The sequence below is a fragment of the Paenisporosarcina quisquiliarum genome, from assembly GCF_043641925.1.
Classification (GTDB): domain Bacteria; phylum Bacillota; class Bacilli; order Bacillales_A; family Planococcaceae; genus Paenisporosarcina; species Paenisporosarcina quisquiliarum_A.
Genome location: NZ_JBHZRU010000007.1, coordinates 20,971 through 37,121 on the forward strand (window position 1 = coordinate 20,971; position 16,151 = coordinate 37,121).

Genomic DNA, 16,151 nt, shown 5'->3' on the forward strand with positions numbered 1-16,151 from the left:
GTTTTGATTAACTCATATATTTGGCGGTAATTTCGTCAATTGGTACAGGACGACTAAAATAGAAGCCTTGTGCTTTTTGACACTTTGCCTCTTTTAGGAAGTCTACTTGTTTAAGTTTCTCAACACCTTCAGCTATAACTTCCATTCCTAAGTTATGGGCTAAGTGAATAATCGTTCTAGCAATCGCTGCATTTTTCGTATCGGTTTCAATGTCTCGAATGAAAGACTGGTCAATTTTAATAATGTCGATTGGATAACGCTTCAAATAGCTAAGTGACGAGTATCCCGTTCCAAAATCGTCAATTGATATAACCACACCAATTTCTTTTAGATCATTTAAAACAGATAAGGTCTCACGCATATTGGTCATTGCACTTTCGGTTATTTCAACCTCTAGAGCATTCGGGTGCACACCATATTTGTCTAAAATTTGTTTGATTTGATGAGCAAATGTCTCTTGCTTGAATTGTTTAGGTGAAATATTAACTGCTACCCGCATTGGACGGAATCCTTTTTGTTGCCATTCACTTAATTGTAAACAAACTTGATCAAGAACCCACTCGCCAATTTGAATGATTAAACCTGACTCTTCCGCAATCGGTATAAACTGTGCTGGTGTCACAAATCCAAATTTACGATTATTCCATCTAAGTAGCGCTTCAAAGCTATTGATCATTCCTGTATTCAAATCCACCTGTGGTTGATAATGAATAGATAGCTCATCCATTTCAATTGCTCGTCTTAAATGCGATTCCATTAAAGCTTCATTGGGAAATGAATGATTCATATCTTCTTGATAAAAACGATAATGTGCTCTTCCTCGATCTTTTACGTAGAATAACGCTTGATCGGCTTTTTTCAAAAGGACATCCATTTCTTTGCCATCAGACGGATAGACAGAAATTCCCATTGATGCTGAAACAAAATACTCTTGATGATCGACATAGAATGGTTTGTTTAATTCTTTAAGTACGATATTTGCGAATTCTTCTGATGTTTCTTTTGAAGAATGTCTAAGTACATAGACAAATTCATCTCCACTGTGTCGATACAACTTACTCGTCCGGTCGGAAAGCATGTTTAAACGGTCCGAAATACGTTTTAACAGTTCATCACCTGAATTGTAACCAAGAGAGTCATTGATTAATTTAAAACGATCTAAATCGATGTAAATGATGGTGATTTCTTCATTATGAAGTTCAGCAAAGCGAGTGTCTTCTCTTAAATGCTCTTTTAAAGCACGTCGATTCCATAATCCGGTTAAATGATCATGGTAGGATAAATAAAATAATTTTTCCTTATTCTCAATATGGGGAGATGTATCCCTTATTAGAAAATGGACACCCGTAACTTCATTATGAACAACGATCGGAATGGTTTTCATGTAAACCGGTACAAAATGGCCGGACCGATGTAAAAATGAGCATTCTTCTAGATCAATCGATTGCCCTAAAAAGGCTCTCTCCATTAATTGTGAAAAGCTTTTTCGACTCATCTCATCGACAAAACCGATTAACTCTTTGCCAATAACCTCGTGTGAATGAAATCCAAAGGAATTTGATAAAGCAGGATTTGCATATTCAATTTCCCCTTTATTGTTAACAGCCACTAATGGGTCTAAATTATGATCTAAAATCGATTCGTATTTCTCTTTCGTTTCTAATAACTTTGTCCGCTCTGCTTCTTCAACCGTTCGATTCGTTAAAGTCATTCGAATAATTGGTTCTTCCGTGTTTATTTCCACAAGTAGTAAGCTAAGATCAAAGACCTCAAGTTCTTCGTAAACAGGTAAAAAGATTTTGGTTTTATAACCATCTTTATGAGTCGACAACTGATTCATAAAGTTTTTTAAAGTCACCCATATATCCTCGGTGAAAAAATCTGAAGCAAGCTCAGAATTCTTTCCTTCTCGACGGAAATGTGTCGCTCCCTGCTGATTTGCATATGTTACGCGATAATCCGAATTAATTGTTTTGTGTAAGATAAACGTCATGTCGAAAGGATTAATTGTTGCAAACAAATGCATATAATCGCGTGTTTCAGACGCATCCGCAGATGAGTAATTCATGATTTCCTCCAATAATTGCACATATACTTCTATACAAGTTCTATTGTAGTTGGTTTTAACTAGTTTGAACATCATTTTTTTATGATAAACGACAACTTCCTAGTTATATCGTCACGATTCTGTGAATTTGAAGGAAATATTCATCAATTTATTCTCCATCATGCGTTACACGATAAGTCAATTTCAATAACTCTTCCTGACTGTTAAATGGTTTTTCATGTTTCTTAGGCTTTATATACGAATATTTACCATGTTCATTTTGAATTCGCGCTTTCATTGTATCTTTCATTTGCAAGTCTAAAACGTCTAGAATACGTGTTTTAATACCGTCATCATTTATCGGAAATAAAAGTTCCACACGTTTAATCATATTGCGGGTCATCATGTCTGCCGATGATAAATAGAGTAACTTCTTACCGTGATGATGAAAATAATAAATGCGGGAATGTTCAAGAAATCTCCCCACAATGCTGATCACTCGAATATTTTCACTGACCCCTTTTATTTGTGGGCGAAGGCAACAAATTCCCCGGACAATTAAATCAATTTTCACGCCAGCTATAGAGGCTTCATACATCTTGATAATCAATTCTTTATCCGTTAAAGAATTCATTTTTAATTGAATATATCCATCTCCATGCTTTTGATGAAATTGAATTTCTTCTTCTATTAACCTGACAAATTCATCGCGAATTGTATAGGGAGCCATGACTAAGTGATGGAATTTTGGTTTCTCGGTATATCCACTTAAGTAGTTAAAAAAGTTCGTTGCATCTATTCCAAACTTTTTCTTCGTCGTAATTATGCTCATGTCCGTATAAACTTTTGCGGTTTGATCATTATAATTTCCAGTTCCAAGATGTACAAACCGTTCAATTACACCATTTTTACTGCGTACAACTAACGTAATTTTGGAGTGTGTCTTTAAATTATTCATGCCATAAATGACAAGACATCCAGCTTGCTCTAACTCCTTCGCCCAATGCACATTATTCTCCTCATCAAACCTTGCTTTTAACTCAACCAACACGGTAACTTGTTTACCATTTTCAGCTGCTCTTTTCAGGGCATGAATAACAGGTGAATTCCCACTCACGCGATAAAGTGTTTGTTTAATGGCTAAAACCGTTGGGTCATCTGCTGCTTCAGACACAAAGTCTATAATTGGCGCAAATGATTCATACGGATGGTGGAAGAACAAATCTTGCTGAATCGCCTTTTCGAATAAATTCTCTTCTGAAGCAAGATCAAAAGGTGGCTGAGCAATATAACTCTGAAATTCAAGATGCTCTCTCCCCGTATTTATTTCTTTCACGAATGAGAATAAGCAAGTTAAATCTATTGGACAATCAATTTCATAGACATCATCCTCATGAACTTCTAATTCTTTCAATAAATACTCCAGTACATGAGGGTCAATCTCATTCTTTCGGACTTCTAATCTGCTAGCTGCGCCCCATTTTCTCTTTTTAAGTTCTTTCTCAATTTCAACTAATAAATCTCGTGCACCTTCTTCATGGATAGTTAAATCAGCATTCCGCGTCATTCTAAATGTACTAACTGATTTCACTTCATAACCATAAAACAATTGATTAATTTCATGAATGATTAAATCCTCTAAATAAATCAGTATTTTTTTCTCATCGCTAGTAGCAATCGTGACGAACCTAGGTAATACAGAAGGTACTTGAACAATCGCTACTTTTTCGACTAACTCATTCTCTTGCGTTTTTTCTAACAAGACCATAATGTTCATGGTTTTATTTAATAATGTTGGAAAAGGTCGATACGCATCTACTGCTACTGGCGTAAGAACAGGGAATACTTGTTCCTCGAAATAAGCTTGAGCAAATTCTTTTTCAGTAGACGTCAATTCCTTAAAGGATTGTACGAAAACATTTTCTTTTAATAGTTGTTTTTCAACCAACTTTTTGTAAATCACCGTTTGTCTTGCAACTAACATTTGAGTTTCTTCTGAAACATGTTTTAATTGTTCTTTTGGTGTTAGTCCCGCTTTGTTTTCAGGCTTTTGAAAATTAGCTCTCACCTGATCTTGAAGACCTGCCACACGTACCATAAAGAATTCATCTAAGTTCGAACTAAAAATGGCTAAGAACTTTAATCTTTCTAATAATGGATTTCGTTCATCTTCAGCTTCTTGTAAAACGCGCTCATTAAAAGCTAACCAACTTAACTCTCGATTATTATAATACTTGGGCTTTTCAAGTTCTTTTAAAATATCGATTTTGTCAGTCATCTACTTACTCTCCCTTTGTGTGGAACGATAAGGTCACATCACACTTACATAAGCGTTCAATATGCTTTTTTTGTTTCTCAGCTTGATATTTTTCAGCCATTGCATTGCCATTAACGTACAAATCAATATGATACCCAGTCGTTTTTTTAGACATGTCAACCTTTTCAACTACATGTCTCTTTGAACCATTTAAACCATAAGAGAATTTTAAGATTGCGCCAAGATTACGTAAACGCTTTAATTCATCTTTCGATAACCAGGATTCAAAAGGTTCAGCAAAATGTTTAAAGGTGTCTTTATTTTTGTAAGAAGCTACTAACGCAAGCTTTAGGCGATCTAGATGGGCAATTCCATCGATTGAACGATTAGCTAAAATGTAAAATGTATGCTGGCTGACGGAATCCGCATCAATATATTCCCCTAAGTAAAATAGCGCGGAAGCACGTTTCAGAATTTCTAAATCTTCTGGGTGGAATTCAACAACGTTGTGTTGGATACACTCCTCATACAATTGCACGGCTAGAAATTCTAAATGATGCGCATTATTTTGGTCGATTTCATACTCCTCTGATAATGCCAATTTACTCTGTTCAAACACTTGGTGTTTATTCAGTGAATTCGGGTGACTTTGTAAAACTCGATTGAGCATAATTCCTTCTCGTAAACCTTTACGGCTAAACATAAAATCCTTCGATTGAACAACCTTCATTAGTGCTTTAAAGACTTCTAAAGCCGGAATAATAATGTCAGAGCGATCACTCGACAAGCCATCAATTTTTTTAAGTTCGTCTATTGTTAAATCTGAAAGTGTGTCACTTAATGAATCAATATCATTTACTTTCATTGTGTACTGATGCACACTCGAAAGGGGGTATTGCTTACGTTGTTGATCAATTTGAGCAATATTACGAGCACTCCCCCCAATTCCAATAACAGTTTCTTGAACGCCCTGCAACCATGATAGAGATCTAAATTGAGCTTCGGCAAAAAGAGCTAATTGTTCTTTTTCTGCATTGGTCATACGATTTTCTTTCATGAATTGTTGTTTTAAAGAAACGACACCAAACGGAAAACTATGTGTTTTTTGTAATTGTTTATTTATATAATAAGTAACCTCTGTACTTCCTCCGCCAATATCAATGGTCACAGCATTTTCAGTTGGAACGGAATGAACCACAGCTAAAAAGCCAAAATAAGCTTCTTCTTCCTCAGATAATAAATCAATATCAAATCCAGTGTTTTTTTTCATTCTTCTTAAGATTTCATCGCTGTTTGTTGCTTGTCGAATGGCAGCTGTTGCTGTAGCTAGAACTTCGTCTACTTGATAATCTTCAAGCATAAGTTGAAATGAAGTTAATACATCCTCTAAGAGCTGAATTCCCTCTGTACTCATTGAACCATCTTTAGACAAATATGTACGAAGTCGCGCTACTGTTTTTATATTTTCAAATTCCCTTAAACCCCTTCGGTCATCAAATGAATAAATAACTAATCGAATTGTATTAGACCCTATGTCCAAAATAGCAGTTTTAGTTGACTTCATAAAATTCACCTTTTTCCTATTAATTTGGATTTCTCTATACATGTTGAGTAAATATTGGTATTATAATAGTTAATTGAATGCTCTGAATTTTCCTTATTTCTAGGTATAAAAGCTGAGTCACAAGATGGGTGGGATAAAATGAAAAACAATTTGAATGATGAACAATTAGCAACGGCGATTTTCGTTGTAAATAAACATGCGAAAACTGCTACAGATAATAAATACTTGTATGAGTTAAAAAGATTAGCCATTGAAAAAATGATTGCTACTGGTAAAGCTAAAAAACTAGGTTTGCATTTCGTTAAAAATCCTAAACTCAGTCAACAACAATCTTCTGTGTTGGTTCAATGTGCAGATTACTTTTTTCATTTATTACCCAAAAAAGAAGATTTTAAAAGCCTTCCCCATTTAGGTGATTTAGACGACACTTACAGAAATCCACAAAGACGAATGAGTTTGAATTCCGCGAAACAATTATTGAGCTCCTATACAGGACTTCATCATACAATCATTTCTAAGAAATCCACTTCTAACTCCCCTTCTGCGAACAAGCGGAATGTCTCATCCAAACGATCATTTACGTTTGGCAGTTCTTATTTAGATTAATAATTTTTATAAAAAGCCGGAACCCTTCAAAAGGTTCCGGCTTTTCTAATGAATACTATAAAATATACTGATCAGCTTTTAATACTAACTCAGCTATTTCAGGTTTACTAATTTGAACTTGTGCGCCAACTTGATCACCTTTGTGTCTTAAATCATCTGTGATCAAACTAGAGAAAATAATAACTGGAAGTTTGGCTAATACTGAATTTGACTTGATTTGTTTCGTTAAATGATGCCCGTCCATTTGTGGCATCTCAATATCAGTTATAACAAGTTGTACATGCTCTTCTATATTTTTAGTTGATTTCGCAATATTTTCTAAGTATTGCAATGCATCGTATCCATTCTCAAAAAACTCAAGATTCATATACCCAGCTTCACTCATTGTTTCATGCAATAATTTTCGTAATAACGGAGAATCCTCTGCTATGACAATTTTTTTGTCTGAGCGTTCTCGCTTACCTAATTTTTTGACTGCATCCACTTGAATTCCTGATTCAGGATTGATATCCACCATGATTCGCTCAAAGTCTAATAAGAGAATCATATCTTCTCCTTTTTTCACCACGCCAATAATTTGAGAATTGCCTCCTTGATACATTTCTGAAGGCTTCTCAATTTGGTTCCAAGAAATTCGATGAATTAAGGAAACATGGTCCACGTGGAATACAACTCGCTGCTTATTAAATTCTGCAACAATAAATTTTTGTTCATGAGCACTGCCTTTTAATTCCGTTCCTAGCACTTTGGCCATGTTAACCACTGGCAATACTTCTCCTCTTAATTGAACAATCCCTTCAATATGAGGATGTGAAAGAGGAATAATCGTAACAGGTAGTGGTTGTAAAATTTCTTTCACTTTAATTACATTAATACCGAATTTATTTGACCCTACTTCAAATTCAACGATTTCTAGTTCATTTGTTCCACTTTCCAATAAAATCCCTTTTTGACTATCCATATAAAGCACCCCTTACTGATTGACTACATGTACTACGATTGTATCATAGCGGTCGCCTTTAACCTATATTCACTTTTGGTGACTCATGTTTAACTTTTAGATGAATAATTAACCCAATAATAGTCATCACGATTAAGGTCGATAACGCAATGCGACTTGCAAGCGGACCATAGTCTTGAAGCTGATACGTGATCGTACCATATACTGCTGGACCAATAATGGATGATACTTTACCAGAAAAGGCAAATAGCCCGAAGAATTGTCCACGCTTATGATCAGGTGTCAATTCAATAATGAGAGTTCTAGAAGTTACCCACATCGATCCTAAGGAAACCCCAAACATACTACCAGAAATCCAGAACATCCACTGGTCAACAGCAAAGACGGAAATAATAAGTGAAACGATCATTAAAATCGCCACAATGGTAACACCGTGTTTTGCTCCAATTCGCTTAATGATATAGCCAAAAATAAAGGAACCAATTACGGCTGAAATAGTTGAAACTAAATATAAAATAATGAATTGTCCCGAAGAAAATCCAACAATTACAGTTGCATAGATCGCCATCATTGCAATCGTGGTAGCGATAGCATCATTAATAAAGAAATAAGCAATCATAAAAGTAAATACCGATTTATACGATTTCATTTCTTTAAATGTTTGAATGATATCTTGATATCCTTTAAAGAAACTTCCTTTTTCTCGAAGTTCTTTTGGAATCGGTTTGTCTTTATTAATAAAAAATAAGGGCAGCGAAAATAATAAATATAAAATGGCTGTAGGTATAAACGCTTTATAATAATCTCCCTCGGATACAATTAAGTACACAAGTAAACCGACAATTGTTCCTAAGTACCCAACGGCCACTCCAAATCCTGAAATCAAAGGCATTTCCTGCTTCGTTCCTAAATCACTCATCATCGAATCATAAAAGACAAGACTAGAGTTAAAGAAGAACTTGGCAATGACAAAACTTATGACGACGAGTGCGTATGATAGAGGGACGCCCCATAATAATGACTCGCTTTGAATGCCTCCAAAAATCCCCATCATGAAAGTAGCAGCAATCGAAATCGATGCAAACCAGACAATAAATCGCTTTTTATAACCTGTGCGATCGATCCACACACCGAACAATGGTGAAAATATAACCAGTAAAAAACTAGCAACTGCATTTGCATACGAGACGAATGTGCTCGCTACTTGCTGACGAGCCTCATTCGTTCCGATGACTTCATCAGTATAAAACGGGAAAAACACGGTATTGATATTCGAAGAAAATATCGTATTAGCAAAATCGTAAAAAGCCCATGATAGAATTGGAATTGTTAAATACAGTGCTAAAGGACTCCGTGGTGCCTCATTTTGACCGTTCATCTCATTTCCCCCATAGTGAAGTCTCTATTTTACATAAGCTTTATATAAAGCTTGTGTTCCTTCATTTTCTAGACCTTGTTTCGCTAATTCTTGATACGTTTCATACGCAAGTTCTAACCCAGGTAATGATAAATTCATTCGCTTAGCTTCATCAAGTGCGATACCCATGTCTTTAATGAAATGCTTCATATAAAATCCTGCCTCAAAATCCTCTTTTAACATACGCGGAGCTAGATTAGTTAATGACCATGATCCAGCTGCCCCTTTCGTAATTGATTTTAAAACATTTTCAGGATTTAAATTTGCTCCTTTTGCATAACTTAAAGCTTCACATGCAGCAATCATGGAAGAAGCAATGGCGATTTGATTACACATTTTCGTATGTTGTCCTGCACCAGCTTCTCCTTGGTAAACAATATGCTCACCAAATAACTCAAACAACGGCAAAGTTGAGTTGAAAACGTCTTCGTCTCCACCAACCATGATGGAAAGTTTACCTGTTTGAGCACCAATATCTCCGCCAGAAACCGGCGCATCCAACGAATTCATTTGATACTCCTTCGCTTTTTCATATAGTTCAATCGCAAGTGTCGGAGTTGAAGTCGTTAAATCAACCACGATTAAATTCTCATCTCCATGTTGATAAATTCCTTGCTCCCCGTAATAAACCTCTTTTACATCTTGGGGATACCCTACCATAGTGAATACAACACTTGAGCATGCCGCTACTTCTCCAGGCGTGTCCTTCCAAACAGCACCCATTTCGATTAATTCAAGTGCTTTCGCTTTCGTACGTGTATAAATAGACACTTCATGTCCTGCTGTTAATAAATGCTTTACAATGCTTTTACCCATTACTCCTGTACCTACAAATCCAACTTTCCATTTCTTTTCCATGTTAAAACCTCCAAGTACTGTATTAATCTCTGTGATATTAGTTTATCAAAGTTCATTCACTTAAACATCGAAAGATTCCGATAATGTGCATATTTAATTTTGTAAGAATGTTTTGCTAACCAGAGGGGTTAACTAAAGACGCTTGATATTCATGTGTACGCAAATCAATGTAACTTTAAAATTCTAGAAAAATGAACAATAATTTTCTGAGGGGAAATTTAGACAAAAAAAAGTAGGACACTTTCCATTATGGAAGATGTCCTATAAAAAGGGGGAAATGAGAATGTTGCTGTGTTCAAGATTAATTTCCCCCTTTTTTCAAAACTTTAAACCTCATTTGAAAAATATTTTTCAGAAAACAATTCTAATTGGGTAATAAACCATTCACCATCTGCACCACTCATTTGAGTTTGACCATAGCGAACCGTGTCATAAATCGAAAAAAATCGTTTGTCGCCTTGCCAGTTTTGTCTACTAAACCATTCACGAACAGTTTCATCTTGAAGTCTGGCTAAACCAAATTCCCGTGCTTGCTTTTCAAATGACCGGTAAGCTTCACGAACGATATTGGTCTCCATCGAATATGCCCACGGAACTTCATTACTTTTAGAAACCGTCGAGGTCAAAATGGGTTCTCGACTAATGGAAATTTCCATGTTCTTTTTAGGTGTGTTTTTTTCCAATCTCTTTTTAGATAATTTCCACAGCAAATAAATAACAAGAATTGTTGCAACACCTATGAAAATCATCATCCATGGAAAATCGATTGATTGTGTACTCTGATCTTGAAGAGGCTTTAGTTCATCTAAGGCTTCACTAATTTGCTGAACAGCTTCTTTTTGCTCTTCTTCAGGTGGGCTAATCGATTGGAATCTTTCTTTGAACCAGTTTAAAACAGTGCCTAAAGGAACAAAAAGGAGCATCAATAAATCACCAAAGAGTGCAACAAATAAAATTCTCGTTTTTTCAGCAAATAATGAAACAATGAAATATACACTACTTGCTATTCCCATAATTGCACCAAAAAAAATCACAATATAATAAAAAGGAATCTGATTAATTGTTTTGGTCATTAGCCAGTGCACGATAAGTCTGTGAATGATATATACGATGACACCGGAAATGACTAGAAAATAACTATCGCTAATCGCTTCGTTATTTTGCATAACTATAGAAACAAAAATGCTGATTGAAAAGAAAAGAATAAGCAACATATAGAACATTCCATCATGAGTTAAGTCATCTTGTTCGGTTGCAAACCTCTCCTGTATTCTCCATACACTTACAAAAACAACTGCAAGATAAAACCAAAATGGAGCTCCAAATAGAAATACTAATAAGGTTATTAATAATGAAATTAGTAATGGCACCGCTATCTGGTAGCCTGTTTTTCGGAAAATGAATAATACACTTATTAAAATGAGTGTATGCATGACTAACCAGATCATCGTTAGTGAAATACTGGCACCGTCAGGAATCAATATAAAGAAAAAAGCGATTAACCAAATATCCTGCACATATTTCCCTATTGATTGACTAGTGATTAACGAGTTGGAATCAAATCCTTTTTCCATTGGATCTCTCCTCCTTTCCGATCATCACCATAAACCAATACTTTCGTTTTTTGTTTCCACTTTGCTATATAAGGGGCAGCTTCTTTTTCATCGTGAGTGAAAATGATAACGGACATTGGAAACTCTTCATGAATTTCCAAATGGCTTAACATCCGATTAAAAGGCATAGTTAAATCATTTTTAGAAAGAATCGATAAAAGTTCCATTGATTTTTGTCGTTGCTTTTGTCCATCACCTGTAGGAATAAAAAGGTAAGGAGATTGTCCAAATGCTCGAACATTAATAACAATTGAATAAGGAATTCCTTCACGATAATAAAAATCAATAAAGGATGCAATTACTTCAATCTTTTCCTCTAAATCAGAAATGATCGAATAACCTTGTGCAATATTGACAATGAGCATGACAGACTCATTTGCAATCTGCGTAAATACTTTCGTTTGTAGTTTTTGTAGTCTTGCACTAGCTTTCCAGTGAATATGATGAAATTGATCAGACGGGACATAATCTCTCGTACCTATTGGAGAAAATACATCATTAAATATGGAGTGTTTCATTTCAAAAGAACCAGGCTTTAGTGGTGATGGGTGTCTCAATTCCTTAACAGGGAAAATATTTGGGAATACCATTTGGTCCATTAAGATGATTGGTTGATAGGTCATTACAATTGAACCTTCGCCAAATAAATGTGGAATTGTCAATTCTACATCTTTCAGTTTTGATATGCCCCTCTTAGCGCCTTGAACCGGTATATTCAAAACTATTTTTTCTTTGTAGCCAATTGTAAATGGAACTAAGACTTCGTTTAATTGACCATGGGCGTTTGATTGTGGATAGATGGGATTGACGGCATTTTGAAAATGAAGTCTTAGTTGACCATTCCAAATGGGCAGACCAGGATTCTCAAATTCCAATGTCCACGAAGATGGACCATGTACTAATAATCGACTTCTGTTTTTCTCATTTTGCATAACCAGTCTTTTTCCAACCTGCCTAAAATACCAAAATTGCAAACTAGCAATTGTCCCTAAAAAAGCAAATACACCAGCAACTACATAATTCATTAGAAGCAATGAAAACACAAACAAAAACCCTAAAACCACTAAGGCCCACTTTGTTTGTGCAGCACCATAATAATCTCGTTTCCAAATCATTTGATAGCGGCCTCTACAGGCGTTTGAACCGATTCAATGATTTGGTTAAGTAAATCTATTGGATCATGAATAAGCATCCCTTCAGCTGTCAGCATAAGACGATGGGAAGCAAGTGGCGAAAAGACATATTTTACATCGTCAGGCGTAACAAATGATCGGTTTTGTAAAAATGCAATCCCTTGAGATGCATGTACAAGAGCAAGTGTAGCTCTAGAACTTAGACCTAATTCAATGTATGGATGTTGTCTCGTAGCTTGTACTAGTTGAAGTATGTAAGTTTCCACATCTTCATGGACAGTTATGGATTTAATTTCTTTCTTCCATTCCAAAACGTCTGAGATGGTCAAAACAGTAGATGAGCGAACCTCTCCTGGATTTTCATTAAAATCGCGTAAGATCTGTCTTTCTTCTTCAAAGGTTGGATATCCAATACTAATTTTAAATAGAAAACGATCTAGTTGTGCAGCAGGTAAAGAAAATGTCCCTTGCTGTGATTCCACTGGATTTTGTGTAGCGATGACCATAAATGGATTTGGCAACTTCAAGGTTTCCCCATCTATTGTTACTTGCTTTTCTTCCATTGACTCTAACAAACTCGACTGAGTCCTCGGAGTCGCGCGGTTTATTTCATCAGCCAATAAAATATTGGTCATGACTGGTCCAGGTCTAACAATAAAGTCTTGTGATTTCGGATCGAAATAACTGATTCCTGTTACGTCAGAAGGTAAGACATCAGGTGTAAATTGCAAACGTTTAAAGTCGCCTTCAAATGCATGCGCAAAGGTTTTAGCCATCATTGTCTTCCCCGATCCTGGGACACTCTCAAGAAGAACATGTCCACCTTGAATCAAGGCAATCAACATAAAATCAATTTCTTTCTCTCTTCCTATTATTGCGTTGTTTAATGTTTCTTTTATCTGTCTAAGCTTGTTCATATACATCCCCCTATATAAGTAGCTTTTTCTTTACAATGTTCTTCCAAATAAAAGTAAAATGTAAAAAAATCACCTTGAAATCATGAGCTTCACCGGCGTAATTTTTTCAATTGAACGAAAATTTCAAAATTCAAATAAAAAACTAAACTGCTAAGAGTTTAGTTTTTCAGAACAACTGATTTTCCTTTAGAATGCTTTAACTTTTTAGGTAATTGGTAGATATTTAATAACTGATCTAGTTTTTTACTGAGTTGAATGGTTTTCGAATTACTAAACCCATTTTCAATAGCCGATTGTATCATAGCTTCTCGTGTGATTTCTACTTGCTTTAAAAGTGATTCAGTCACGATAACGGCTCCTTTAAAAAAACTTCATATTATCCATTATTATACACGAAAAGTAAATTTTCTACAGAGATAATTTCCGACAAATTACGACATCAACTTAACTTCTTGCAACCTTTTCATATGTGTAGATGACCGATCCACCTTGATGTGCAATTCCACGAAAGTGTTTAAAATCAATTTGTTGAATTAATATTTCTCTAAATTCAAGAAAATCTTCTTTTGAAATACTTAAAGAATCGATTTTTCCTTCCTTAAGATCTTGTATGGCCTTTTCAAAATTTCCCACTCTATTCTCCCCTAGCTTCTTATTGTCATTTTTACTAAAAAACCTTTACCTTCTTACCTTTTTGATGCAAACTATAAGGTATGCATACTCTTGTTATACGAAAGTATACAATACATTAATCAACTCTTCACGCTCAATCTTATTCGATCATTATCGAAAGAAATATTATTTAGGAGGTGTATAAATGAATTGGATTGCATCAACCCAACGTTGGGTTCTTTATATTCCAGCTGCCTATTTGTTATTATATTTCACATTTTCAAATAGCAACATTTTTTGGTATATGTACACCTTTACAACATTGTTATTTATAGCCGCCTCATTTGTCCATGGAAAAATGGAAGACGAAGTTCAAACATGGGAATTCCTCGTGTTCGGTGTTGGGTATGGTACATTAACGTACGGTTTAATAGCAGCCGGATTTCATTTATTCTCCATTTTTTCAAATCAAACCATTCTCTCTGTAGAGAATTTTCTTGAAAGTTATGGACCTACCACTGTTTGGCATTATCTTTTATTAATGTTAATCATCGCACCAGGTGAAGAATTATTTTGGCGAGGCTTTATTCAACAAAAACTCAAAGCCTATATGAGTCCATTCTTTGCAGTTGTAACAGCTGCCTTATTATTCGGCTTCTCGCTATCATTTAGTGGTTTTTGGTTAGGTGTTATTGCAGCTTGTTTCTCAGGATTCATTTGGGGACTTTTGTACGAGTGGAAACGTAGTATGCCCCTCATTATAATTGCTCATATCACAATGACCATACTCCTGTTTTTGGTCCTACCACTAACTTCTTGAAACAAATCACACGACATCACGTCTACTTACTTAAAGGGGGATTTTAACATGCAGAAATATTGGTTATTAATGGCATCAATTACTCTATCAATTTCAATGCTAGCAGCTTGTAATACTTCGGAAGATACAAACTCAGGTCAAGGAAATACATCATCAGATGTAGAAGAAGTTGACCAAGAAGAAACGACAGCACCAGAAGAAACAGTTGAAGAGACAGAAGACGAATCAACTGAAGATACAAATTCAGAAGAAGTTACAGAGGAAAGAGGTCCTGAAAAAACTTTATCCTTCAGCGTAAAAGGTGAAGCAAAAGAAGAGACTGCTACTCTTACGAATAGTGACGAACAAAACTATTCTATTTATAAATTAGAAGGTTTCGAATTAACAGGTGAAGAACCGAATAAAGATTCACTTTATTTAACAGAAAATGATGCGGTCTTTATGCGTATTGAAACGCTTTCCAAGGCTGATGCATCCATTGATTTTGTTCGTGAAAACATGCTTCAAACTATGGCTGCAGTAAGTATCGGGAGTGAACCAGTTACAATTGAAGATGACGCAAAACTTCCTCAAGGAGCTGGGATTTCTAATCAATCAGGTGTGGAAGTCGTTACGGATCTTGGAACTGTTTCAGGGATTGTATTTGAACAAGGTGACCTAATTGTTCGATTAACTATTTTCGATCGTAAAAATGAAAGCATGACTGATGCATTCTTAAAAATGGGCGAAACTATTGGAATGAAAGAGTAATTAAAAATTGGACCGTCTCCTAGTCATTAAATGACTGAGAGACGGTCCTTTTTTGTATTGATTTTCACACCCTGGCTCGAAGTTAGCACAACAATGAATTAACATTCGTAGAGGTCTTCTAATGTTGATTTTCATTGCGGTGGACGCTTTCTGCGGGCAAGACTTCAGACGCTTCCTTCGCGCCGCTCAGTCCAGGGTCTTCAGTTCTTGCTGATTCCGCTGGAAAGATTAGAACCATAGTTCTAATCTTTGCGACGAAGCTAGTGCAGCGATGCAACGTACTTTCATGTTTCGAAGCTAGCGGAGCGATGCAGAAACAGGAGCAGTTGTTTTACGCCACCTCCATTGCAATCAACTAAAATCGTGGTAGTTGTAAATTCAATATTATAAGGCATTCCTTATATAAGAATAAACACATTTGTTTAAGAGATTTTCATCTACAACATTTTGTGTTTTTTTTACTTGGAACATTTATTTTCTCAACTATCTTGTAATTTCAACAGCCCAATCAATGACTTTTTATCATGCTAAAGCTATCATTTTATCAATCCAAGTAATTTCAAATAGGCAAAATTTTTATAAATAATTATTTAGAC

Annotated in this window: 14 protein-coding genes; 3 read left to right on the plus strand and 11 right to left on the minus strand. The window is 35.4% G+C overall.

Translation table 11 applies throughout. From position 1 onward, the window contains the following. Window positions 1–7 precede the first annotated feature (7 nt). The 3 genes from ACHUE4_RS06770 to ppx all read right to left on the minus strand — a co-directional run bounded on the left by ACHUE4_RS06770 (window position 8) and on the right by ppx (window position 5,868). Window positions 8–2,068, minus strand: a complete 2,061-nt coding sequence (locus ACHUE4_RS06770) for a putative bifunctional diguanylate cyclase/phosphodiesterase (RefSeq protein ID WP_394188617.1) — start codon at window positions 2,066–2,068, stop codon at window positions 8–10. A 148-nt stretch (window positions 2,069–2,216) separates the two neighbouring features. Continuing rightward, on the minus strand, window positions 2,217–4,325 hold the full coding sequence (locus tag ACHUE4_RS06775) for an RNA degradosome polyphosphate kinase (protein WP_394188618.1): 2,109 nt from the start codon (window positions 4,323–4,325) through the stop codon (window positions 2,217–2,219). A gap of 4 nt (window positions 4,326–4,329) precedes the next feature. Continuing rightward, window positions 4,330–5,868 carry an exopolyphosphatase gene (gene ppx / locus ACHUE4_RS06780; protein ID WP_394188619.1) on the minus strand — a complete coding sequence of 513 codons (1,539 nt, stop codon included), beginning with the start codon at window positions 5,866–5,868 and terminating at the stop codon, window positions 4,330–4,332. A gap of 138 nt (window positions 5,869–6,006) precedes the next feature. Here ppx and ACHUE4_RS06785 point away from each other — a divergent pair, with 138 nt between their 5' ends. Then, window positions 6,007–6,474, plus strand: coding sequence for a YkyB family protein (locus ACHUE4_RS06785; protein WP_394188620.1), 468 nt, complete (start codon window positions 6,007–6,009; stop codon window positions 6,472–6,474). A 55-nt stretch (window positions 6,475–6,529) separates the two neighbouring features. Here ACHUE4_RS06785 and ACHUE4_RS06790 read toward each other — a convergent pair whose 3' ends face one another. The 8 genes from ACHUE4_RS06790 to ACHUE4_RS06825 all read right to left on the minus strand — a co-directional run bounded on the left by ACHUE4_RS06790 (window position 6,530) and on the right by ACHUE4_RS06825 (window position 14,006). Next, a complete protein-coding gene (locus ACHUE4_RS06790) occupies window positions 6,530–7,435 on the minus strand; it encodes a chemotaxis protein (protein WP_394188621.1) in 906 nt (301 codons plus the stop codon). Window positions 7,436–7,493: 58 nt separating this feature from the next. Next, on the minus strand, window positions 7,494–8,813 hold the full coding sequence (locus ACHUE4_RS06795) for an MFS transporter (protein WP_394188622.1): 1,320 nt from the start codon (window positions 8,811–8,813) through the stop codon (window positions 7,494–7,496). 24 nt (window positions 8,814–8,837) lie between these two features. Next, complete coding sequence (locus tag ACHUE4_RS06800) at window positions 8,838–9,710, minus strand: NAD(P)-dependent oxidoreductase (protein WP_394188623.1); 873 nt, start codon at window positions 9,708–9,710, stop codon at window positions 8,838–8,840. Between the two features lie 326 nt (window positions 9,711–10,036). Beyond that, entirely contained in the window at window positions 10,037–11,284 is a 1,248-nt protein-coding gene (locus ACHUE4_RS06805) for a hypothetical protein (protein WP_394188624.1), read from the minus strand. Next, entirely contained in the window at window positions 11,254–12,438 is a 1,185-nt protein-coding gene (locus ACHUE4_RS06810) for a DUF58 domain-containing protein (protein WP_394188625.1), read from the minus strand. The genes ACHUE4_RS06805 and ACHUE4_RS06810 overlap by 31 nt, the downstream gene beginning before the upstream one ends. Then, window positions 12,435–13,373 carry an AAA family ATPase gene (locus tag ACHUE4_RS06815; RefSeq protein ID WP_394188626.1) on the minus strand — a complete coding sequence of 313 codons (939 nt, stop codon included), beginning with the start codon at window positions 13,371–13,373 and terminating at the stop codon, window positions 12,435–12,437. The genes ACHUE4_RS06810 and ACHUE4_RS06815 overlap by 4 nt, the downstream gene beginning before the upstream one ends. Before the next feature lie 158 nt (window positions 13,374–13,531). Continuing rightward, window positions 13,532–13,720, minus strand: coding sequence for an aspartyl-phosphate phosphatase Spo0E family protein (locus ACHUE4_RS06820; RefSeq protein WP_394188627.1), 189 nt, complete (start codon window positions 13,718–13,720; stop codon window positions 13,532–13,534). Between the two features lie 97 nt (window positions 13,721–13,817). Continuing rightward, window positions 13,818–14,006, minus strand: coding sequence for a hypothetical protein (locus tag ACHUE4_RS06825; RefSeq protein WP_394188628.1), 189 nt, complete (start codon window positions 14,004–14,006; stop codon window positions 13,818–13,820). A 184-nt stretch (window positions 14,007–14,190) separates the two neighbouring features. On the opposite strand from ACHUE4_RS06825, the gene ACHUE4_RS06830 reads away from it, so the two are divergent. Both ACHUE4_RS06830 and ACHUE4_RS06835 read left to right on the plus strand, forming a co-directional pair. Then, window positions 14,191–14,805, plus strand: coding sequence for a CPBP family intramembrane glutamic endopeptidase (locus ACHUE4_RS06830; RefSeq protein WP_394188629.1), 615 nt, complete (start codon window positions 14,191–14,193; stop codon window positions 14,803–14,805). Window positions 14,806–14,853: 48 nt separating this feature from the next. Next, window positions 14,854–15,555: a hypothetical protein gene (locus ACHUE4_RS06835; protein ID WP_394188630.1), complete on the plus strand. Its 702-nt coding sequence runs from the start codon at window positions 14,854–14,856 to the stop codon at window positions 15,553–15,555. Window positions 15,556–16,151: the final 596 nt, after the last annotated feature.